The 20,988-nt window shown below is 65.2% G+C and carries 17 protein-coding genes; 9 read left to right on the top strand and 8 right to left on the bottom strand.

What is annotated here, in order from left to right; genetic code table 11:
- Positions 1 to 6: 6 nt before the first annotated feature.
- The 3 genes from INQ41_RS06630 to infA all read left to right on the top strand — a co-directional run bounded on the left by INQ41_RS06630 (position 7) and on the right by infA (position 2,276).
- Entirely contained in the window at positions 7 to 1,191 is a 1,185-nt protein-coding gene (locus INQ41_RS06630) for a GNAT family N-acetyltransferase (RefSeq protein ID WP_193987098.1), read from the top strand.
- Positions 1,172 to 1,954: a leucyl/phenylalanyl-tRNA--protein transferase gene (gene aat / locus INQ41_RS06625; protein WP_193987097.1), complete on the top strand. Its 783-nt coding sequence runs from the start codon at positions 1,172 to 1,174 to the stop codon at positions 1,952 to 1,954. The genes INQ41_RS06630 and aat overlap by 20 nt, the downstream gene beginning before the upstream one ends.
- 103 nt (positions 1,955 to 2,057) lie before the next feature.
- Positions 2,058 to 2,276, top strand: a complete 219-nt coding sequence (infA, locus tag INQ41_RS06620) for a translation initiation factor IF-1 (protein WP_036193457.1) — start codon at positions 2,058 to 2,060, stop codon at positions 2,274 to 2,276.
- Positions 2,277 to 2,383: 107 nt separating this feature from the next.
- Here infA and clpA read toward each other — a convergent pair whose 3' ends face one another.
- Both clpA and clpS read right to left on the bottom strand, forming a co-directional pair.
- A complete protein-coding gene (gene clpA / locus INQ41_RS06615; protein ID WP_193987096.1) occupies positions 2,384 to 4,663 on the bottom strand; it encodes an ATP-dependent Clp protease ATP-binding subunit ClpA in 2,280 nt (759 codons plus the stop codon).
- A 73-nt stretch (positions 4,664 to 4,736) separates the two neighbouring features.
- Positions 4,737 to 5,057 (bottom strand): ATP-dependent Clp protease adapter ClpS, encoded by a 321-nt coding sequence (gene clpS / locus INQ41_RS06610; protein WP_193987095.1) that lies wholly within the window; start codon positions 5,055 to 5,057, stop codon positions 4,737 to 4,739.
- 98 nt (positions 5,058 to 5,155) lie between these two features.
- On the opposite strand from clpS, the gene INQ41_RS06605 reads away from it, so the two are divergent.
- Genes INQ41_RS06605 through INQ41_RS06590 form a run of 4 tightly spaced genes read left to right on the top strand, consistent with a single transcriptional unit; the run spans position 5,156 to position 7,955 of the window.
- Complete coding sequence (locus INQ41_RS06605; RefSeq protein WP_228076741.1) at positions 5,156 to 5,680, top strand: hypothetical protein; 525 nt, start codon at positions 5,156 to 5,158, stop codon at positions 5,678 to 5,680.
- Entirely contained in the window at positions 5,681 to 6,157 is a 477-nt protein-coding gene (locus INQ41_RS06600) for an NUDIX hydrolase (RefSeq protein ID WP_193987094.1), read from the top strand.
- A gap of 53 nt (positions 6,158 to 6,210) precedes the next feature.
- Positions 6,211 to 7,302, top strand: coding sequence for a tRNA 2-thiouridine(34) synthase MnmA (mnmA, locus tag INQ41_RS06595; protein ID WP_228076785.1), 1,092 nt, complete (start codon positions 6,211 to 6,213; stop codon positions 7,300 to 7,302).
- Positions 7,303 to 7,352: 50 nt separating this feature from the next.
- Positions 7,353 to 7,955: a lysogenization protein HflD gene (locus INQ41_RS06590; protein ID WP_193987253.1), complete on the top strand. Its 603-nt coding sequence runs from the start codon at positions 7,353 to 7,355 to the stop codon at positions 7,953 to 7,955.
- Positions 7,956 to 7,997: 42 nt separating this feature from the next.
- On the opposite strand, the gene INQ41_RS06585 is transcribed toward INQ41_RS06590, so the two are convergent.
- Both INQ41_RS06585 and INQ41_RS06580 read right to left on the bottom strand, forming a co-directional pair.
- Entirely contained in the window at positions 7,998 to 8,396 is a 399-nt protein-coding gene (locus tag INQ41_RS06585) for a type II toxin-antitoxin system VapC family toxin (protein ID WP_193987092.1), read from the bottom strand.
- Positions 8,393 to 8,641, bottom strand: coding sequence for an AbrB/MazE/SpoVT family DNA-binding domain-containing protein (locus INQ41_RS06580; protein WP_193987091.1), 249 nt, complete (start codon positions 8,639 to 8,641; stop codon positions 8,393 to 8,395). Before INQ41_RS06580 ends, INQ41_RS06585 begins: the two co-directional genes overlap by 4 nt.
- 278 nt (positions 8,642 to 8,919) lie before the next feature.
- Here INQ41_RS06580 and acnA point away from each other — a divergent pair, with 278 nt between their 5' ends.
- Entirely contained in the window at positions 8,920 to 11,676 is a 2,757-nt protein-coding gene (gene acnA, locus INQ41_RS06575; RefSeq protein ID WP_193987090.1) for an aconitate hydratase AcnA, read from the top strand.
- A gap of 129 nt (positions 11,677 to 11,805) precedes the next feature.
- On the opposite strand, the gene INQ41_RS06570 is transcribed toward acnA, so the two are convergent.
- The 4 genes from INQ41_RS06570 to INQ41_RS06555 all read right to left on the bottom strand — a co-directional run bounded on the left by INQ41_RS06570 (position 11,806) and on the right by INQ41_RS06555 (position 19,255).
- A complete protein-coding gene (locus INQ41_RS06570; protein ID WP_193987252.1) occupies positions 11,806 to 12,843 on the bottom strand; it encodes a serine hydrolase domain-containing protein in 1,038 nt (345 codons plus the stop codon).
- A gap of 154 nt (positions 12,844 to 12,997) precedes the next feature.
- The gene (locus INQ41_RS06565) at positions 12,998 to 14,632 is read right to left on the bottom strand and encodes a serine hydrolase (RefSeq protein ID WP_228076739.1); all 1,635 of its coding nucleotides are present in this window, start codon (positions 14,630 to 14,632) and stop codon (positions 12,998 to 13,000) included.
- An 83-nt stretch (positions 14,633 to 14,715) separates the two neighbouring features.
- On the bottom strand, positions 14,716 to 17,634 hold the full coding sequence (locus INQ41_RS06560; RefSeq protein ID WP_228076784.1) for a TonB-dependent receptor: 2,919 nt from the start codon (positions 17,632 to 17,634) through the stop codon (positions 14,716 to 14,718).
- Positions 17,635 to 17,746: 112 nt separating this feature from the next.
- The gene (locus tag INQ41_RS06555; RefSeq protein ID WP_193987089.1) at positions 17,747 to 19,255 is read right to left on the bottom strand and encodes a transglutaminase-like domain-containing protein; all 1,509 of its coding nucleotides are present in this window, start codon (positions 19,253 to 19,255) and stop codon (positions 17,747 to 17,749) included.
- Between the two features lie 274 nt (positions 19,256 to 19,529).
- Here INQ41_RS06555 and INQ41_RS06550 point away from each other — a divergent pair, with 274 nt between their 5' ends.
- A complete protein-coding gene (locus INQ41_RS06550; protein ID WP_193987088.1) occupies positions 19,530 to 20,969 on the top strand; it encodes a C40 family peptidase in 1,440 nt (479 codons plus the stop codon).
- The last annotated feature ends 19 nt before the right edge of the window (positions 20,970 to 20,988 follow it).

The raw sequence follows: 20,988 nt of genomic DNA, 5'->3' as shown, positions 1-20,988 counted from the left end.
CCGCCGATGAGCGCCCTGCTCGCTCGCACGGTCGCCCGGCTGGATGAGATAGAGCCTGCAGCGTGGGACCGGCTGCACGACGGCAGCAATCCGTTCGTACGCCACGCCTTCCTCGCCGGCCTGGAACGGCACGGCTGCATTCAGGCCGAATGGGGCTGGACGCCCAGGCACCTGACCCTGTGGCGCGACGGCACGCTGGTGGCCGCCGCGCCGGGCTATCTGAAAGAGAACTCGCACGGCGAGTTCGTGTTCGACCACGCCTGGGCCCGCGCCTACGCATCGCAGGGACTGGCGTACTTCCCCAAGCATCTTTACGCGGTGCCCTACTCCCCGGTCACCGGCCCGCGCCTGCTGGCGGCTGGCGATGCCGGGCTTGAGCGGGCACTGGTTGATGCGATGGCCGACGATGCGGCGCGTATGGGTAACTCCTCGGCGCACGTCAATTTCCACCCGGCGGGCCAGCAGGGAGCATTCGAGGACGCCGAAACCAGCAGCCAATGGCTGGCCCGCATCGACGTCCAGTACCACTGGACTAACCACGGCGACTGGGAGGACTTTGCCGGCTTCCTGGGCGCGCTCAGCCACAAGCGTCGCAAGAATATCCGCCAGGAACGCGCCCGCGTTGCCGCCGCCGGGGTGAGCTTCCGGATCGTCGATGGCACGAGCGCGACGGCGGAAGACCTGCGCCGGATCCATGGCTTCTACCTGCAGACATTCGCCGAATACGGCAACCACCCGGCCTTGACGCTGCCCTTCCTGCACCATCTCGCCGAGACGATTCCCGAGTCGATCGTCCTGTTCTTCGCCGAGCGCGGGGGCCGGCCCATCGCAGGCGCGCTATGCCTGCGTGGCGGCGACACGCTGTACGGGCGCTACTGGGGCTCGATCGAAGACCTGCCTGGCCTGCACTTCGAAACCTGCTACTACCAGGGCATCGAATACTGCCTGCGCAAAGGCCTCTCGCGCTTTGAACCCGGCGCGCAGGGCGAGCACAAGCTGGCGCGCGGCTTTCTGCCCGTGTTCGTGCACAGCCGCCATTGGATCGCCGAACCGGTGTTTCGTGAGGCCCTGCGGCCCTGGTGCGCCCACGAGGCCGAATCGGTGCGCAGCTACGCGCGCACGCTGTCGGCGCATTCCCCGTTCAAGCAGGCCGAGCCCGGGCAGGCAGCCGATGCCGATCTATCTTCCTGAGCTACCGGACGATCCCGCCGCGCCCTTTCCGGATCCGCGCACCGCCCTGCGCGAACCGGACGGCTTGCTGGCGATGGGCGGCGACCTGTCCCCAGCGCGTCTCTTGACCGCGTATGCCAGCGGGATCTTCCCCTGGTATTCCGAAGGCCAGCCGTTGCTCTGGTGGTCGCCGGACCCGCGCACCGTTTTCCGCACCAACGCGGTGCACCTTTCCAGACGGTTCCTTCGTGATCTTCGGCGCTCCACATGGACGGTCACCGCCGACACCGCGTTCCGGCGGGTCATCGACGCCTGCGCGCAGACGCCCCGCGCCGGCCAGCCGGGCACCTGGATCACTCCCGCCATGCGTGAGGCGTACCACGCGCTGCACGCGCTGGGGTTCGCGCACTCCATCGAGGTCTGGGACGGCGCTACATTGGTCGGCGGACTGTACGGCGTGGCGATCGGCAGGATGTTTTTCGGCGAGAGCATGTTCAGCGCCGCGCCCGGTGGATCCAAGACCGCATTGGCCGCCCTCGCCCATCAGCTGGACCTGCGCGGCTGGCCGTTGATCGACGCGCAGATCGAGAATGCACACCTGGTGTCGCTGGGTGCCGAGTCGTGGCCGCGCGACCGGTTTCTGGATGTTGCTCGCGCGCTGGCCGCCGAACCGGGTGAGCCCGGTCACTGGCGTGATCGCTTCGGTCGCCTCGCGGCCAGGAGCCTGGCGGGCGGCGGCGACAAGACGACGGCGACCGCGATCCCGATCGGGCGCGCCACGTGAACAGGAAATCCGCGCCAGTTTTGCGTGGTCGGCCTGATCGTGTCAGAATGCCGGGCTTCGCGGCCGCATTGTTGCGCCGCCATTCGAGTGATACAGGAAACACATGGCAAAAGACGACGTGATCGAATTCGAGGGCACGGTGGCGGAAACCCTTCCGAACACCCTGTTCCGCGTGCGCCTCGAAAACGGGCACGAGATCATCGCCCACATTTCAGGCCGGATGCGCAAGAACTACATCCGCATCCTGACCGGCGACAAGGTAAAAGTGGAGATGACCCCGTACGACCTCACCAAGGGGCGCATCACCTACCGCAACAAGTAATCGCGGCGGGTACGACGCAAAAAAAGGCGGCCAGTGGCCGCCTTTTTTATGACTCCAGATCGGGATGCCGGGTCGGCCATGACGGCGTCGACCCGGACGGTAGTCCCTTACTCCACCGAAGCCGGCAGCAACTTCTCCGGCTCCGAGCGCGAGTCGATCACCAGCTCGTCGTCCTTGACCTCCACGCTGACGCGGCCGCCGTTCATCAGCTTGCCAAACAGCAGCTCGTCGGCCAGCGGGCGCTTGATCCTGTCCTGGATCACCCGTGCCATCGGCCGCGCGCCCATCTGCGGGTCGAAGCCGTGCTGGGCCAGCCACTCGCGCGCTTCCGGCGTGGTCGACAGCGTCACGCCCTTCTCCTGCAGCTGGGCTTCCAGCTCGATCAGGAACTTGTCCACCACGCGCAGGATGTGCTCGAAGCCCAGTGCGTCGAATTGCACCACCGCGTCCAGGCGGTTGCGGAACTCCGGCGTGAACGCCTTGCGGATGGCTTCCATGGCGTCGGAGCTGTGGTCCTGGCGGGTGAAGCCGATGGTCCGTCGCGATGCCAGGGCGGCGCCGGCGTTGGTGGTCATCACCAGGATCACGTTGCGGAAGTTCGCCTCGCGGCCGTTGGTGTCGGTCAGCGCCCCGCGGTCCATGACCTGCAGCAGGATGTTGAAGATGTCCGGATGGGCCTTCTCCACCTCGTCCAGCAGCAGCACGCAGTGGGGGGTCTTGACGATCTTCTCGGTCAGCAGGCCGCCCTGGTCGAAGCCCACGTAGCCCGGAGGCGCACCGATCAGGCGCGACACCGAATGCGGCTCCATGTACTCGGACATGTCGAAGCGGACCAGTTCGATGCCCAGCTGCAACGCCAGCTGGCGGGTCACCTCGGTCTTGCCCACGCCGGTCGGGCCGGCGAACAGGAAGTTGCCGATCGGCTTGTCGGGATTGCCGAGGCCCGAACGCGACAGCTTGATCGCCGAGGTGAGCGAGTCGATGGCCGGGTCCTGCCCGAAGATCACCATCTTCAGGTTGCGCTCCAGGTTGCGCAGCACGTCCTTGTCGGTGGCCGATACCTGCCGCGCCGGAATGCGCGCCATCTTGGCGACGATCGTCTCGATCTCGTCGACATCGATCTGCGACTTGCGCTGGCCCTCCGGGAGCAGTCGCTGGCGCGCGCCGGCCTCGTCGATCACGTCGATCGCCTTGTCCGGCAGCAAACGGTCACCGATGTGCTTGACCGACAGGTCCACCGCCGCCTGCAGGGCGTCATCGTTGTAGGTGACGCCGTGGTGGGTCTCGTAGCGCGGCTTGAGCCCGTGCAGGATCTCGACGGTCTCGCCCGGGGTCGGCTCGACGATGTCGATCTTCTGGAAGCGACGCGCCAGGGCGCGGTCCTTCTCGAAGATGCCGCGGTATTCCTGGAACGTGGTCGACCCGATGCAACGCAGGTCGCCCGACGACAGCGCCGGCTTGATCAGGTTGCTGGCATCCATGGTGCCGCCCGATGCCGACCCCGCACCGATGATGGTGTGGATCTCATCGATGAACAGGATCGCCTCGGGAATCTTCTTCATCTGCGCCAGGACCGCCTTCAGGCGCTTCTCGAAGTCGCCGCGGTACTTGGTGCCGGCCACCAGCGCGCCCAGGTCCAGCGCGTAGATGGTGGCGTCGGCGAGCACTTCGGGAACATCGCCGTCGACGATGCGCTTGGCCAGGCCTTCGGCGATCGCGGTCTTGCCCACGCCGGCCTCACCCACGTACAGCGGGTTGTTCTTGCGGCGCCGGCACAGCACCTGGATCGTCCGCTCGACTTCCTCGCGGCGGCCGACCAGCGGATCGATCTTGCCGTCGCGGGCCAGCTGGTTGAGGTCCACGGCAAACTCCGACAGCGCGTCGGCCTTGCCCTCGCCTTCGGCCTCCGCGGGGCGGGCTTCGCCATCGGCCGGCTGGCTGTCCTCGCCGTCGCCGTGGCGGGCGATGCCGTGGGACAGGTAATTGACCACGTCCAGCCGGGCAATGTCCTGCTGGTTGAGGAAATAGACGGCGTGCGAATCCTTCTCGCCGAAGATCGCCACCAGCACGTTGGCACCGGTCACTTCCTTCTTGCCGGAGGACTGCACGTGGTAGACGGCGCGTTGCAGCACGCGCTGGAAGCCCAGGGTGGGCTGGGTGTCGCGGTCGAGGTCGTCGGGGAGTACCGAGACCGAGGTGGCAATGGCTTCCTCCAGGTCGCTGCGCAGACGGTGGTCGTCCGCGTCGCAGGCCTTGAGGACCGATTCGGCCGAGGGGTTGTCGAGCAGGGCCAACAGCAGGTGTTCGACCGTCATGTACTCGTGGCGGGCCTCACGGGCGCGCTTGTAGCACTGGCCGATGCTGTACTCGAGATCTTTGCTGAACATGGGGCATGTGCCTCCGGTAACTACTGCATCCCAAGATGGGGGTGCCGGAACCATTTTCCACGCCGCCGGCAGTTCAGGCCCGTTCCATCGTACATAGCAACGGGTGTTGGTTCAGCCTGGCGAACTCGTTGACCTGCGCTACCTTGGATTCGGCCACGTCGCGTGTGAAAACGCCGCAAACCCCGCGGCCGCGGGTATGCACGTGAAGCATGATCTGGGTGGCGTTCTCGGCGGTCATCGGGAAAAAGCGCATCAGCACCTCGACCACGAAATCCATCGGCGTGTAGTCGTCATTGAGCAGGAGCACCGAGTACAGCGGCGGCGGGGCCAGTTCGGGCCTGCCCACCTCGGCGACGGTTCCGTGGTGATGTTCGGTTTCAGTGTGTCTTGGCATGGCCGCATTATAGATCGCCGGGTCCCGCCATTTTCCTCCGCGATTGGACGCGCTTCAGGCTCTGCCTCAGAATTGCCGGTTTGATCAGGGCAACTTTGATGAAACTGAATAGACAGGTCGCCGGTCTGCTGGTGGCCGCCGTGCTGGTCAGCGGCGGTGCGGCGGCGCAGTACGCGACTGTCGGATCCAACAGGGCCGCGGCTGCTGAAGCGCCAGCGGTCGAGGTCTCGATCGGCAAGCAGCTGGATGAGCTCGGCTACGAGCACGACGTTGACGACGACGGCGATTACAAGCTGGTCCTGGAGATGGAAGACGATCGCACCCAGCTGGCCTACGTGCGCAGCCCCGTGCACGAGTTCGGCTCGCACCGGGTCCGGGAGATCTGGTCGCCGGCCTACCGTGTCGATGGCGGTCGCTTCCCTGCTCCCGTGTCGGTTCGGCTGTTGGAAGACTCCCATGACTCGGTCCTGGGCGGCTGGGTGAAACAGGGTGACATCGCGATGTTCGTGGTGAAGCTCGCCGCCGATGCAAGTGCCACCGAGCTGAAGGATGCGATCGCCGCTGCCGTCACCACCGCGGACGCGATGGAAACCGAGTTGAGCCCCGGCTCCGATGAGTTCTGAATGAGCTACCGCGAAGGCCGTTTCTGGCAGCCCGACGTCACCGTGGCGACCGTCGTCGAGCGCGACGGCCGCCTGCTGATCGTCGAAGAGGCCTCCAAGGGCCGGCTGGTGCTGAACCAGCCCGCCGGCCACCTGGAGCCCGACGAGAGCCTGCAGGAGGCCGCCGTGCGGGAAGCCCGCGAGGAAACCCGCTGGGACATCCGCCTGACCGCCTTCATCGGCGCCTACCAATGGAGCGCGCCGGCGCTGGAGCCCGGCGGGAAGGCGCGCTATTACCTGCGCTTTGCGTTTGTCGGTGAGGCGCTCGGCGAAGATCCGTCGCGCACCCTCGACGACGGCATCGCCCGCGCGCTTTGGATGACCGCGGACGAGTTGGAACAGGCCTCGGATCGTCATCGCAGTCCGCTGGTATGGCGCACCGTCGCCGACTACCTCGCCGGGCAGCGGCATCCGCTCTCGCTGTTGCAGCAGGCGTGAATACAAGCGGCCCCTCGACCGGCGGCGCAGCCGGGCCGCGCACGATTGTCGGCATGTCCGGCGGTGTCGACTCATCGGTCGCCGCGCTGCTGCTGCGTGACGCAGGCGAGCCCATCGCCGGGCTCTTCATGCAGAACTGGGCGGACGACGACAGCGGTGATTGTCGCGCCGACGACGACCGGCGCGATGCGGTGGCGGTCTGCGGCCGGCTCGGCATCCCGATCCATTTCCGCGACTTTTCCGGCGAGTACTGGGATGGGGTGTTCGCGCACTTCCTGGCCGAATACGCGGCCGGCCGCACGCCCAATCCGGACGTGCTGTGCAACCGCGAGATCAAGTTCAAGCACTTCCTTGACGCAGCCCGCGAGCTGGGCGCGGACTTCATCGCGACCGGCCATTACGCCCGCGTTGATCACCAGCGCGGCAGGCATCGCTTGTTGCGTGGCGTGGACCGCGACAAGGACCAGAGCTACTTCCTGCACCAGCTGGGGCAGGAACAGCTCGCGGCTACAAGGTTTCCGCTGGGCGATTTGCGCAAGCCGGCCATCCGCCAGATGGCCCGCGATGCCGGCCTGCCCACCGCGGCCAAGAAGGACTCCACCGGAATCTGCTTCATCGGCGAGCGCGATTTCCGCAGCTTCCTCGGCCAGTACCTGCCCGCCCGCAGCGGCGAGATGCGCACGCCGGACGGCCAGCGGATCGGCACCCATCCGGGCGTCTTCTATTTCACCCTTGGCCAGCGTGAGGGGCTGAACATCGGCGGTGTGCGCGGCTTTCGCGCGGAACCGTGGTACGTCGTCGGCAAGGACGTGGCGGGCAACGTGCTGTATGTGGACCAGGGCAGTGACACCCAATGGCTGAAATCGCGCCTGCTATGGTCCGAGCGCGCACACTGGGTCGCTGGCGAGCCGCCGTCGGATCGCTTCCACTGCACCGCGCAGACGCGCTATCGGCAGGCCGACGAGCCCTGTGAGGTGCTGGTGGGCGATGATGGCTGCCTTGAAGTGCGATTCGCCAATCCCCAGCGTGCAGTCACTCCCGGACAATCGCTGGTCCTGTACGACGGACCGGTCTGCCTGGGTGGCGCGGTGATCGCGCGCACCGACGCTCCCCTCGAACAACGTCTGAGAACCGCCTCCGAATGACCGACATTGGATCCACCGCCATTCCATCGCCCAGCACCCGCTTCAACCCCATGTCCGACCGGGTGTTGGCCCTTGCCGGGCTCGCCCAGGCGCTGGCGCAGGTGCGGCGCATTGCGGACACCGGGCAGGCGGAGGCATCGGTGCTGGAAACGATGCTCAGCTCGGTGTTCCAGATCGACGCGGCGTCCGTGGCCGACGTGTATGGCGGGGCGGCCGCGTTGAGGCCCGGGCTGCTGTTGCTGCGCGACTACTTCGCCGGCACGACCAAGGACGCGCAGCTGCCGCGACTGACGCTGTCGGTGACCCAGCTGGAGCGCCGTTTTGTCGCCGACATGGCCATGGTCAGCGAAGTGCAGGCCGGGATCCTCGCGCAGAAGGACAAGGCCGATGAGCTGGGCGTCGCCCATCCCGAGGTCCTCGCCGCGCTCGGTGGGCTGTACGCCAAAACGCTGAGCAACCTGCGGCCGCGCGTGCTCGTGCAGGGCAACCCGCACTACCTCGGCCAGCCGGCCGTCGTCGCAGAAGTCCGGGCCGTCCTGCTCTCAGCGGTCCGCTCGGCCGTGCTGTGGCGCCAGTCCGGCGGCGGGTTGCTGGACTTCCTGCTGCGTAGGCGCGATCTGACGGCGGCGGTGAACGCGCATCTGGGTGGCTGACGCGCGATCTGCACGCACCAGCGATCGCGGTTGCGTCCACGATCAGGCCCGGGGGACGATCAGTTTCAGGCCCTTGAAGTAATCGCGGTAGAACGTGTCGTTCCAGGTGATGAGGCCATCGCACTGGAGCAGTGCGTGGGCGCCGACCAGGAAGTGGTCCAGGCGTCCGGATGCACCACTGCGTTGTCGGTGGCGACGTTGCATTTCGCCGGCGCGCAACGCGGATTTGGCCTCCAGCGGACTGAAATGGAGGCCCATCTCTTCAAGGGCTTCCTGCACCTGCGACCCGCCACGCAGCGACGCGCAGATTTCCGCCAGCGTTACGCTGCAGATCACGACCCGGCCAGCGACAAGCGCCTGGCGCAGACAGGACTCGACTGCATCGGCTTGTGGTCCGTTGCTCAGCAGTTCGATGACGACAGGCGCGTCTACCGCGATCAACGCGTGGATCCGCCGTCGGTCGATCCGCCGTCACCGGATGGGTGCACGTCATCGGCGCCCGGCGTAACCCTGTCCAGCTCGAACTTGCCACGCACCCGAGAAAGGGCGTCGTCGACACTCTTGCTCAGAATGATGCGGCTGCCGTCGAGTTCGACCTTCAGCAGGGTGCCCTTGCTCAGCCCCAGCGCGTCACGCACGGCTTTGGGCAAAGTGATCTGGCCGCGCTCTGCAACGGTAACGTCCATAGGGTGCGTCAATTCAAGTATGCCCTCATAATACATACTTTTTCAGGCATACTGTGTCGGCCAACTTGGCGTTGCACGACAGTACATCCGGAGGCACTGTGTTCATCAACGTGATGACGCAATCAACACGCCTGCCCTTGTAAGCTGCTTCCGATATCGACGGACTCAGCGCCTGCCGCGGCTCGCCACTGTCGACGCACGCAAACCGCCAGGAACATCGCAAGGAGACGGGCTCCCCTGCCCTGTCCCGCACGCCATCCGCAACAAGGAGCTCCCACATGACGACCGATTCGTTCTCCACGCTTGACCGCCTGGACGCCAACGGCAAGCAGTACAACTTCTTCAGCCTGCGCAAGCTGGGCGAGAAGTTCGACATCGCCCGCCTTCCCTACTCCATGAAGATCCTGCTGGAGAACCTGCTGCGCCACGAGGACGGCGGCATGACCGTCGGCACCGGGCACATCGAGGCGGTGGCGAACTGGGATCCAAAGGCGGAATCGTCGCGCGAGATCGCCTTCATGCCGGCGCGGGTCGTGTTGCAGGACTTCACCGGCGTGCCCTGCGTGGTCGACTTCGCCGCGATGCGCGATGCGGTCACCCGGCTGGGCGGCAGGCCGAACCAGATCAATCCGCAGATCCCTTCCGAGCTGGTGATCGACCACTCGGTACAGGTGGATGTCTACGGTCGATCCGACGCGCTGGACATCAACGGGCGGATCGAGTTCGAGCGCAACAAGGAGCGCTATGGCTTCCTGCGCTGGGGCCAGAAGGCGCTGGAGAACTTCAAGGTCGTCCCGCCCAACACCGGCATCGTCCACCAGGTGAACCTGGAAAAGCTCGCCCGGGTGGTCATGGAGCGCGAGATCGACGGCAAGCTGTTCGCCTATCCCGACACCGTGTTCGGCACCGACAGCCACACCACGATGATCAACGGCATCGGCGTGCTGGGCTGGGGCGTGGGCGGTATCGAGGCCGAGGCCGCCATGCTTGGCCAGCCGTCCTCGATGCTCATCCCGCAGGTGGTCGGCATGAAGCTGACCGGCAAGCTGCCCGAGGGCGCGACGGCAACCGACCTGGTGCTTACGGTTACCCAGATGCTGCGCAAGTTCGGCGTGGTCGGCAAATTCGTCGAGTTCTTCGGCGAGGGCCTGCAACACCTGCCGCTCGCCGATCGGGCCACCATCGGCAACATGTCGCCCGAGTACGGCGCGACCTGCGGCATCTTCCCGGTGGACGCCGAAGCGGTGAAGTACCTGCGCCTGTCGGGTCGCAGCGAGGAGCAGATCGCGTTGGTCGAAGCCTACGCAAAGGCGCAGGGCATGTGGCACGAGCCCGGCCAGCCGGATGCACATTACTCGGCGACGCTGACCCTCGACATGAGCCAGGTGCAGCCGTCGCTGGCCGGTCCCAAGCGCCCGCAGGATCGCGTCCTGCTCAGCGACATGCAGGAGAACTTCCGCACCAACGTCAAGGGCTTCACCAGCAACCGCGGCGTGGGTTGCGCGGTGCAGGAGCTGAAGGAAGAAGGCGGCGGGCAGCCGCAGGCCAAGGCGCTGGCGGCCAAGCCGGTGTCGACCATCAACCTGGCGGACGTGGACCACGAGCTGACCGACGGATCGCTGGTGATTGCCGCCATCACCTCGTGCACCAACACCTCCAACCCGGCCGTGATGATCGGTGCGGGCCTGGTGGCACGCAAGGCCGCCGCCAGGGGGCTGACCGCCGCGCCGTGGGTGAAGACCTCGATTGGTCCCGGCTCGCGGGTGGTAACCGATTACCTGGAAAAGGCCGGGCTGCTGAGCGACCTGGAAAAACTCAATTTCTACATCGTCGGCTACGGCTGCACGACCTGCATCGGCAACTCCGGGCCACTGGCCCAGGAGGTTTCGCGCGGTATCGCGGAGAACGACCTGGCGGTCGCGGCGGTGCTCTCGGGCAACCGCAACTTCGAAGGCCGCATCCATGCGGAAGTGAAGATGAACTACCTGGCGTCGCCGCCGCTGGTCGTCGCCTACGCCATCGCCGGCACCGTGGACATCGACCTGGCCAATGATCCGCTGGGCAAGGACCAGGACGGCAACGACGTGTACCTGCGCGATATCTGGCCGTCCAACAAGGAAATCAGCGACACGATCGCCGCGACGGTCGGGCCGGAACTGTTCGCCCAGAACTACGCCGACGTCTTCAAGGGCGACGCGCGCTGGAACGAGATCGAGTCTCCCGATGGCGAATCCTTTGCCTGGGACGAGGGGTCCACCTACATCAAGAACCCGCCCTACTTCGACGACATGACCATGGAGGTCGCCGCCATTGACGACCTGCACGGGGCGCGCGTGATGGGTTTGTTTGGCGACTCGATCACCACCGACCATATCTCCCCGGCCGGCGCGATCAAGGCCGACTCCCCGGCGGGCCGCTTCCTGGAGTCGCGCGGCGTGCAGCCGGCGGACTTCAACAGCTACGGCTCGCGCCGCGGCAACGACGATGTGATGGTGCGTGGCACCTTCGCCAACATCCGCATCCGCAACCAGATGCTCGACAACGTGGAAGGTGGCTTCACCAAGCACTTCGACGCCGAAGGCAACGGCGAGCAGATGGACATCTACGACGCCGCCATGCGCTACAAGCAGGAAGGCGTTCCGCTGGTGGTGTTCGCCGGCAAGGAATACGGCACCGGCTCGTCGCGCGACTGGGCGGCCAAGGGCACCATCCTGCTCGGCGTCAAGGCCGTGATCGCCGAAAGCTTCGAGCGTATCCACCGTTCCAACCTGGTCGGGATGGGCGTGCTCCCGCTGCAGTTCAAGGCGGGCGAGAACGCGCTGGCGCACGGACTGGATGGCTCGGAAATGATCGACATCATCGGCCTGAACGATGGTGCCTCCACGACGGCCACGGTCGTCGCGACCAAGGCGGACGGCAGCCAGAAGCGCTTCGAGGTCGACGTGCTGCTGCTGACGCCCAAGGAAGTGGAGTACTACCGCAACGGCGGCATCCTGCACTACGTGTTGCGTGACCTGGCCAAGAAGGCGGCCTGAGTCACGGCACAGGTCCGGCGTTGATCGCCGGGCCGAATAGTGAAGAAAGCGGCTCAGGCCGCTTTTTTCATGCCTGCAGGTACTGCAATGCTGCGCGTAGTGTCGCGGACGCGCCTGGACCGCGATCGCCTATTGCTGAAACAGCGCAGCGATCGCGAGCGCCGTTTCCATCGGTTCCGGATCGTTGCGGTTGCTCAGGATCACCACCGCCAGACCCTGCTTCGGGTATCGCACGAGGACGTTGCGGAAGCCGATCGTCTCGCCCGAGTGCCATACATGGTCCTTGCCGACGTACCAGCCCAGACCGTAATGAACCGCCGGATCATGGGTCGATACCGCCGGCGCGAACGCCAGTTCCCGCGATTGATCGGATAGCAGGCGATCGTCACTGAGGGCGGCGCTCCACTTCTCCAGGTCCTCGATCGAGGAGTAGATCCCTCCGTCACCCAGCACCGCGCTGGTCGAACTCTGGTCGGTTCGCACCCACGCGCCGTCCATCAGGCTGTAACCGTAGGCGCGATGGTTGATCGCCGGCCCACCTTCGACATAGGCCAGCGTGCCGGTCATACCCAGCGGCCGGAAGATGCGCTCCTGCAGGAATGCCGGATACGACTGACCCGACACCCGTTCCACGATCAGCGCGAGCAAGGCATAACCGCTGTTGCTGTACTGGAAATCACCGCCGGGCGGGAAATAGGTCGAGTCCTGTCGGGATAGGATCGCCAGTACGTCCGCATCGTGCACCTGATGGGCAAGATCGTCGGGCAATTCGTCCTCGTAATCGATCAGACCCGAACCGTGGGTCAGCAGGTGGCGAATGGTGACGCCCGCATTCGCGGCGGGAAGCTCGGGCAGCCATCTACGTGCCGGGTCGTCCAGGCTCAAGCGGCCGTCCTGCGCGAGCAGCAGTATTGACGCGGCGGTGAACTGCTTGCTGACCGAGGCCAGCCGGAAATTCGTGGACGCGGTGACAGGAATCGCGTTCTCGACGTCGGCCATTCCATAGGCTCGACGGATCGGTGGCTCGCCGGCGCAAACGACCAGCAGCGAAGCCCCTGGCCCATTTCCGTCATAGCGCGCCATCAATTGGTCGATCTTGTTTTCCACGGCCTCGGGCCCGGCCTGATCCAACGGTTCGGCTGAAGGCGCGTTGGCAACGGCCGTCATCGTGCAGGCACCCAGCGTGGCGGTGATAAGCAGGCCGGCGGTAAAACGCCGTGCGAGCAAGGCCACTTGCAGAAACCTGCTGGCTGAAGTGATTCGGAGCATGCCGCTCTCCTGGTCGCGCGCGTCGTGTCCGCTTTTGGCGAGCCGATGAAGTTCATCGATCCGCACAATCGCCGATGCGCTGAAAATGAAGGTCTTCGTAGTCGTAGCTGAAGTCCGCGTCCGGGTCGACCTTGGCCATGGTGAGTTGCGGGCTGGCGGGATACGGTCCGCCGGCAGCGGATGGCTGGGCAAAATCAAGCCACGCATCGGCGTCCGACTCCAGTGTGTCGAAGTCGACCAGCAGGCGCCCGTCGGCGTCGAGCACCGGCCCCGACAGCCGCGGTGATTTGACCGACTGGAAACGCACGCCAGACTCGGACGCACAGATCGATACGTCGCCAAACCACGGGTCGCGGTACTCGCCGAGCCAGGAAGCAAGTTCGCCCGGCGCGACGGCCGAGCGCGACGCTGACGCTCGCGCATCCGCTGCGATGGCGCCGGGGGGGTCCTCGGCCGGAGGCGAGGGACGAGCCGACCGCTCACGCGCCAGTTCGTCGGCGTAGTAGGCGACCGTCCGCTTCTCGCCGGGTGCGGTGAAGTGCTTGCTGAGAACCTGCTCCAGCACCGTCCGCGCTTCTCCTGCTTCAGCGTTGATCAGGATCACGAATCCCGTGCCCAACTCGGGCAGCAGGGTCACCGCGGAATACATCCCTGAAAGCGTGCCGGTGTGAGCCACTTTTGAGGTGCCATCCACGTCGCTCAGCCGCCATCCGTAGCCATACGCGTAGAAGTGGCTGCCATTCCAGTCGCGCATTCGGGGTAAAAGGGGCATCGGCATGTGCGGTGTCCACACGGCCGTGCGCTGCTGCGTGGAAAGCCAGTCGGTCCCGGACCCGTTGCCGTCTTTCCCAAGCCATGCCTGTGTCCAACGAAGCATGCTGTCCAGGTTGCAGCGCACCCCGCCTGCGGCCGCCATGGGCATGTCGGTGACGACTTCCCCGTCCAGCCTCGCAGCCCACTTTCCCTCACGCGTCACATGGGCCGAGGCTACGCTGCCCGCGTCGGCCACACGCCATTCACCGATCCGGCAGCCGTCCATTCCCAGCGGTTCGAAGACTTCGCGCCGCAGCAGCACGTCGTACGGGGCTCCGCCAACGGCAGCGGCGACCTCGCCGGCCACGATGTACAGGGTGTTGTCGTAGGCGTAACGCGAGCGGAAGCTCCAGCGCGGCTTGAGATGCTTCAGCCCGGCAATCACGTCCGCGCGGGTGAAATGGTTGGGTTCGGGCCACAGCATCAAATCGCCGGCGCCCGGCCCAAGGCCACTATTGTGGATGAGCAGGTCGCGCACCTGCATTTCGCGGGTGACCCAGTCCTCGTGCATACGAAACCCGGGCAAATGCTTCACGACAGGGTCGTCCCACGACAGGAGGCCGGCGTCGACCTGGCGAGCCAGCAAAGCCGCCGTCATCGCCTTGGTATTGGACGCGACCTTGAACAGTGTGTCGCGACGCACCCGCTCGCCGCTGCCTGTGCTCGTCTCGCCGCGTACTTCCCACTGCTGGATCTTGCCGTCAACGACCACGCCAACGGCGATGCCGGGCAAGTCGTAACGCGCCACCACGTCATCTACGGCAGAGGTGATCCGGGCAGACGGCTTAGTGGTTTCCGGTGGTATCTGGGCGTTGGCCGGGGCCAGAACAAACGCGGCCGCTAATGCGGCCGCCTTGTAAACGTGATTACTCACTACTTTTGCCACTCCTTGCCGGGCCTCGGCGCCCCGGATGATCTCCGGGACGCCTGGCCGCTATCACGACAACGGGCCGCCCATCAGAAGGCGTAGGTAACCACCAGCTGCGCATAACGCGGCGACTGCCAGTTTGTGCCTTCGCCGAAGTACGGCATCTTGTTGCCGGGGGTGCTTTCGTAACGGGAATGCACGTTGACCATGGTCTGGCTGTTGAACAGGTTGTAGATCGACAGGCGAGCCTTCAGGTCGATGTGCTCAACGGGCAGGGTCCAGGTCACGCTGAGGCCAACATCCTTTACCCAGGGCATCCGACCGAAAGCGCCGCGCGGCGAATAGGTCATGTCCCGCGTCGTGTAGTCACCGCAGCCGGAGTTGCACAACCACCCGGATCCGCCGCCGCTGTACTCGCCTGGACCACCGGCGCTTCGGTTGTCATTGGGCCAACGCACGCCAAACGCCGTGATCGGACCACCCGAGCGGGCCGATACCGTGGCGCCGAAGCCCCACATCTCGTTGAGCTTGTAGCTCCCGCGCAGCTTGAACTGGTGGCGTGAATCGTTGAAGAGGACCCCAAAACGTTCGTTCACGGCAGGGTGGTCGTAATGCTGCACGAGGTTGGTGTCGTTGTAGCCGGTGTCGGAATTGACCGGGCCTTCCATGTTGCCCTCCGACTTCGACCACAGATAGCTGGCGTTGAACGCCCATTTGTCATCCCATGCCCGGTCCAGCTGGAACTCGACCGCCTTGTAGGTGCGCTTGGGCTTCTTGTAGCCCATGATCGCGCCGCTCCCCAGCGCCTTGTATCCGTCCTTGGAGTTGTCGAAGGTCACCCAGTCAGAGGTGGTCGGGCACCACAGCGTCGTGCTCTCCCCCGGGTTGATGATCGGCCAGTCGCCGGAGTACCAGGGGCACCCATCGACGTGGTTGATGCGAACGTCTTCGACCGTGCGGGTCATCTCACGATACGTGGCGTTGACGCCATAGGACCAAGCGTTGTTGAGTGCCTGCTGGAAGCCGAGGATGAACTCGTCCTGGTACACCTGCTTGAGGTCACGCGCTACTGCGGTGTCGACATTGTCCGGGGCCGGGGCGTTGCCCTCTGTATTCACAGGGCCCAGCTGCGCACCGATGTTGGGGAACAGGTAGGGCTTGCCATTCACGGGATCGGTCCGCTCGACGAAGCCGTCCAGCACGTAGTAGGTATGCTCATCCGTGGTACCGCCGCCAAAATAATCGGTCAGCTTGTTGGTGAGCGGTGTGTAATAGCGGCCGGCATTGCCGAAGACCTTGGTTGAGCCATCGCCCCGCATGTCCCAGCTGAAACCAAAGCGCGGCGAAATCATGTCCGAAAAGTCCGCTTTCGCAAAACTGGTACCCGATGCCAGCTTGTTGTGGAATTTGTCGGCGCGGATCCCGAGATTCAGGAGCAGGTCTGGAGTGACGTTCCAGTTGTCCTCGATGTAGATAGCCTGTGCTTCCGTCGAGACCGGAGCGCCGGTGATGTAACGACGCGCATCGATGATGCTGTTGACCCCATTGGGTATTACTGCGCCGTTGGGAAGCACGCCGCCGGGTGTCGCAGCCTGCGCCTGGTAGCTGACGCCATCGCCGGGATACACCCTGGCGCTATCGGAATCCATGATCTCCTGGTCCGCGCCAAAACGAATCAGGTGGTCACCGATCGACCACTCGAAGTCCAGACGGGTGGCCTCGCGCTTGTCAAAACGACTGCTGATGCTGCTGTTGCTCGGATGGCAACCCTCGCGCATTGTTGCCGGACCAAACACCTCCGTGTAGCCGCCAGTGCGGGTGACGATGCTGCAACCCGCATCCCATGGGCTGCCACCGGTAGCGCTGCGCTCGTTGACGCCGTACATCGCCTTGGCGACGAAGTTGTCGGTGAAATGGCCGGTGTAGGTCAGCGACCAGTTGTCGCCGCCAGAGCCGCTGTAGCTTTCACCGAGCTTCTCGCCGCGCGTCGCGCTGTCCCAGTCGTAATCGTAGCTGCTCGTCGAGGAGTCGGCTTTGTCCGAGAAAGCGAGCGCTTCCAACAGGTGGTTGTCGTTGATGTGCCAGTCAACCTTCGCGCCCCAGAAGTCGTTGTCGCTCTTGGTGTACCAGGCTTCGGTGGTGTCAATGTCGCGGGGATTGCTGTCGCGTTTTTCGTACATGCCGAAGAAGAACAACCGGTCCTGCACGATTGCGCCGGATGCCCACACGTTGGCCTTCGAAAACGAACTGTCGTCGCGGCTCATGCGGTCCTGCTCGACGATCGTCCCGTCCCGGTGATAGCGGTCCTTTCTCGAGGACGTCCAGGCAGCAGGCTCCATGGTGACCTCCGCGCCGGCATGGAACTCGTTTCCACCCGAGCGCGTCACCGCGTTGATGACGCCGCCGGTACTGCGGCCGAACTCCGCCGAATAGCCGCCGGTCTTGACCTGGAACTCCTCGTAGAACGCGAACGGCACAGAGGAGAAGCCCTGCCGTCGATACGGGTCGGTGACGTTGAGACCATTGATGTAGGCGACGTTCTCTGCGACCGACGACCCCCCGAAGGAAAGCCCACCGAAACTGGCCCCCGAATTGACCACGCCCGGAGCCAACAACGCGACCGATGCAAGGCTCTGGTCGACCGGCAACTTGGCAAGCTCGGTGCGGGTGATATTCGTGGAGGATTCCGTAGTGTGGACATCGACGCGGTTGACCACGCGCGAACCCACCACCTGGATCGCCGCCAGGTTGACCGCGCCTTCATTGGTCAGGTTCACGGTGGTGGTGCCGCCCAGCGACACCGTGAAGGAGACCGGTTCGCCCGAACCCGACCTCAGGATGTAGTCACCCGGCGGCAGTTGACCGATGCGGTAACTGCCGTCCCTGCCCGCCGTGCCGGTGCGCGATGCGCCGGTGGAGGTATTGGTGATGGTGACCTGCGTGCCGGCTTCGGCGCGTCCGGCTACTGCACCGGTAACGCTTTGTGCCATGGCCAGGCTTGGCACCATGGACGCCAGACAGACGCCCATTGCCAGGCTCAGTACGCTCTTGCGCAATCGTTTGTGCTGCATGTCCCCTCTCCCGAAAGGTAATTGAAAATCCAGGCCCTGCAGTCGCCCCCTAAGGCCGCAGGACCTCCGCATTGAAGTCGTACGTCCATTGATCGAAATACAGGTTTCCTCCGCTCCACTCCACTTCGCCGCGCTGCGAGTCGACGTTGTCGGAACGGAAATGCCGCTTCGGCGGTTGAAACTGTGTGCCGAAGTCGTCATTGAATGCGATCCGGTACGCGTCCAGCCCGCCCAGATAGAACCACTCAAGACTTCTGCCCTGCCCGTCCACCGCACCAGGCAGCCGGCCCGTTGTCACGTCCATCGGAACCCACCCGTAGGGCGCCAGATACACCTGGCCCCAATCGTGGAGGTTCCAGTAATCGGCACGATCCGCGCCACCGACCTGCGAGTCGGAGTAGACCATTCCCGATTGCCACCGCGCGGGGATCCCATTGAGCCGGAGCAACGTGATCAGCAGCAGGGTCTGCTGGCCGCAGTCGGCGTGGCCGGTGCGCAGCGCGTGCTCGCTGATGTTGGAAATCGTCGAATACTCGCGCGCGCCTGCCCAGGGGATGCGGTCGACCGCGGCGAACAGCTTCTGCGTGATGCGGTACGGGTTGGTTTCGTCGCCCACGACGTCCCTGGAAAATGCACGCAAGGCCGGGGTGAAAACGATGTGCGGAGGACGCTCGGCCAGGCTTTCGGCCAGGTCGGGGTCATCCGCTGTCGACTGGACGCGATCGCCGTCGATCTGGTGGTATCGACCGTAAACGGTCATTTCGTATTGGACGCTGAACTCGGTCGGCGCTCCGGCGCGCGCCGGCTTTTCCATACGGACGGTACGTTGGGCCGCGGAAACCGGCGCGACCTGGGCCTTGGCCGGCTCGGTTTGGAGAAGGCGGATGTCCTCCTGCTGGCCGGGAATCTGACGCGGGAACGGAATCCACGCACGCACTTGCTCACCCGCGGGAACCGCGTCGGCGTTCACCGTCAGGGACTGGGTGACGCGGATCCGCTGCGGCAGCACGCTGCTTTGGCCGCTGGACAGCGCCGTTTCGGCGATCGCGACGTGGTGAGCATTGGCCGACTCCATTGGGCCGTCGCGGAATGGCGTTTGCACCGCCCGGCGTGCGGCAGCTTCCGGACTGATGCGGAACAGGTTGGACACTGCGCGCTTGAAATACAGGGTGCGGCCATCAATCAGCCGATGCTCGAGCAGACCGGACTGGCTCCAGGCATCAACCTCTGCCGCCCGCAGATCGGGGATCTGGCGCCGCAGTTGCTGCTCGACGTCCGCCGGCTCGAGAGTGAAGTCCATCAGGATGCGACGCATGCGCTCGCGTTCAAACAGCACAGGCTGCTGCGCATCCACGCTGTTTCCGCGCGCGGCCAAAGCCAGATCGATCGCGGATTCCGCCTGCCTGAAGTGGCCGGCATCAACCAGTGCCACGATGGCTGCGACGGTCGCGTCGGGATCGTGCGGGCCTGCGCGGCTGTCCGGTTCTGCCGTGGCGCCGAGCGGGACGGCATTGACAGCGGCACCCATTCCCAAGCAAAGGGCAAGCGCGGCCAGCATCAGACGGCGTGGTGAGCTCACCGCCGGACCCCCGCGCGTTCGACGAGAGGCCTTCCCGATGGCCGATACCCGGCAACATCCCAAATGACTATCGTTGGTGTAACCCCATGCACCACTGCCTGCCCCTAGCCGGTGTCCCAAAGCGATGTTTAGCACGGCCTGCGAGCGGAAGCAATAATATATTCTGGAATTGCGTGATATAAGAATCACGTATTCCGCGCGCTGAAATCGTGTGCGACATCGGCGCCTTCACCCGTTCAGATCGAGGAAATCGATGCGTATCACCGTACTTGCCGCGAGCCTTGTGCTGGCCAGCGCGCTTTGCCTGCCGCTGCACGCGCAGGCCCCCCTGCCCGGCGTGGCGCCTGTTGCCGCGCAGGTTCCGGCGCACGGCGTGGTCGGGATCACCGATGAGGCGATGCTGTCGCCGGACTATTGGACAGCGGCCATGGCCGCGCCCGACCAGGTCCTGCTGGATACCGCGGCCATCCGGGCCCAGAACCGGCGCCTGTTTGAGCTGGACCCTTCGATGCACGACCTCCGCAAGCTCCCTGCCCGCCTTGATCGCAGGCAGGTCCGCAAATGGCTGGAAGGCGCATCGTCGCGCCCCACCACGCCGCGCTGGGATCTGGAGGGAAATGAAGTAGCGGTAGCCGCGATCGACGCGATGTTCGCCAACACCGCCGTGGACGCCGTCCCCGCCGATCAGGCGACCCGCTACGGACTGGTGGTGCACCGCACCGACATGCGTGGCCTGCCGACCACGATGCGCATCTTCAGCAGTCGCGGTGATACCGACATCGACCGTTTGCAGGAGAGCGCCCTGTTCCCCGGAACGCCGGTAGTGATTGCGCACGAAAGCGCTGATGGCGAGTGGTTGTTCGTGATCAGTCCGCGCTACGCCGCGTGGGTGGACAAGCACCACATCGCCGAAGGCAGCCGCGCGCAGGTGCTGGGTTACACCACCGAATCGCCTTACCGGATCATCACCGGTGGCGTCGAGCACACCGTGTTCACCCGCGAGGAGCCGCGCGTGTCGCAGCTGCAGCTCGACATGGGCATCCGCCTGCCGCTGGCGGACGTCGCCCCCGACAAGCCGGTCAACGGCCAGCACCCCTACGCCGCCTACGTGCTGGAGATGCCGGTGCGCAACGAGGACGGGAGCCTGGCGATGTCGCCGGCGCTGCTGCCACGTCGCGCTGACAGCGCCGCGGATTACCTGCCGTTGACTCCGGCGAACCTTGTCGACCAGGGGTTCAAGTTCCTCGGCGAACGCTATGGCTGGGGACACGCCTACGGCACCCGCGACTGCAGCGGTTTCGTCTCGGAGATCTACCGCAGCATGGGCGTCGAGCTTCCGCGCAACACCAGCGCGCAGGCGGTGAGCCCCGCGCTGGAGCACATCACCTTCGAGCGCAGCGATGACTCCGCCAAGCGCAAGGCCGCGCTCGCTGCGTTGCAGGTCGGCGACCTGGTCTATATCCCCGGCCACGTGATGATGGTGATCGGCCACCACGGCGGCATGACCTACCTCATCCACGACACCCACGGCGGCCGCTACAAGGGCGCGGACGGCGAGCTGGTCTCAATGGCGCTCAACGGCGTGGTGGTGACCCCGCTGGAACCGATGATGTTCAACGAGACCGAGAGCTACATCGATCGCATGACCAGCATCGTGCGCCCGCACGGCGAGCTGCGCCTGCCGAGCCACTGACCCTACGACGCACACTGCA

The sequence above is a fragment of the Lysobacter ciconiae genome (assembly GCF_015209725.1).
Lineage (GTDB): Bacteria > Pseudomonadota > Gammaproteobacteria > Xanthomonadales > Xanthomonadaceae > Novilysobacter > Novilysobacter ciconiae.
Note: the sequence above shows the minus strand (reverse complement) of the source record. Positions and strands in the feature narration are given on the sequence as shown.

Excerpts from the sequence above, each read along its gene's own strand:
- INQ41_RS06630 (WP_193987098.1), top strand. The coding sequence starts at position 7 with ATGAGCGCCCTGCTCGCTCGCACGGTCGCCCGGCTGGATGAGATAGAG.
- aat (WP_193987097.1), top strand. The coding sequence starts at position 1,172 with ATGCCGATCTATCTTCCTGAGCTACCGGACGATCCCGCCGCGCCCTTT.
- infA (WP_036193457.1), top strand. The coding sequence starts at position 2,058 with ATGGCAAAAGACGACGTGATCGAATTCGAGGGCACGGTGGCGGAAACC.
- clpA (WP_193987096.1), bottom strand. The coding sequence starts at position 4,663 with ATGTTCAGCAAAGATCTCGAGTACAGCATCGGCCAGTGCTACAAGCGC.
- clpS (WP_193987095.1), bottom strand. The coding sequence starts at position 5,057 with ATGCCAAGACACACTGAAACCGAACATCACCACGGAACCGTCGCCGAG.
- INQ41_RS06605 (WP_228076741.1), top strand. The coding sequence starts at position 5,156 with ATGAAACTGAATAGACAGGTCGCCGGTCTGCTGGTGGCCGCCGTGCTG.
- INQ41_RS06600 (WP_193987094.1), top strand. The coding sequence starts at position 5,681 with ATGAGCTACCGCGAAGGCCGTTTCTGGCAGCCCGACGTCACCGTGGCG.
- mnmA (WP_228076785.1), top strand. The coding sequence starts at position 6,211 with ATGTCCGGCGGTGTCGACTCATCGGTCGCCGCGCTGCTGCTGCGTGAC.
- INQ41_RS06590 (WP_193987253.1), top strand. The coding sequence starts at position 7,353 with ATGTCCGACCGGGTGTTGGCCCTTGCCGGGCTCGCCCAGGCGCTGGCG.
- INQ41_RS06580 (WP_193987091.1), bottom strand. The coding sequence starts at position 8,641 with ATGGACGTTACCGTTGCAGAGCGCGGCCAGATCACTTTGCCCAAAGCC.
- acnA (WP_193987090.1), top strand. The coding sequence starts at position 8,920 with ATGACGACCGATTCGTTCTCCACGCTTGACCGCCTGGACGCCAACGGC.
- INQ41_RS06570 (WP_193987252.1), bottom strand. The coding sequence starts at position 12,843 with ATGACGGCCGTTGCCAACGCGCCTTCAGCCGAACCGTTGGATCAGGCC.
- INQ41_RS06560 (WP_228076784.1), bottom strand. The coding sequence starts at position 17,634 with ATGGTGCCAAGCCTGGCCATGGCACAAAGCGTTACCGGTGCAGTAGCC.
- INQ41_RS06555 (WP_193987089.1), bottom strand. The coding sequence starts at position 19,255 with ATGCTGGCCGCGCTTGCCCTTTGCTTGGGAATGGGTGCCGCTGTCAAT.
- INQ41_RS06550 (WP_193987088.1), top strand. The coding sequence starts at position 19,530 with ATGCGTATCACCGTACTTGCCGCGAGCCTTGTGCTGGCCAGCGCGCTT.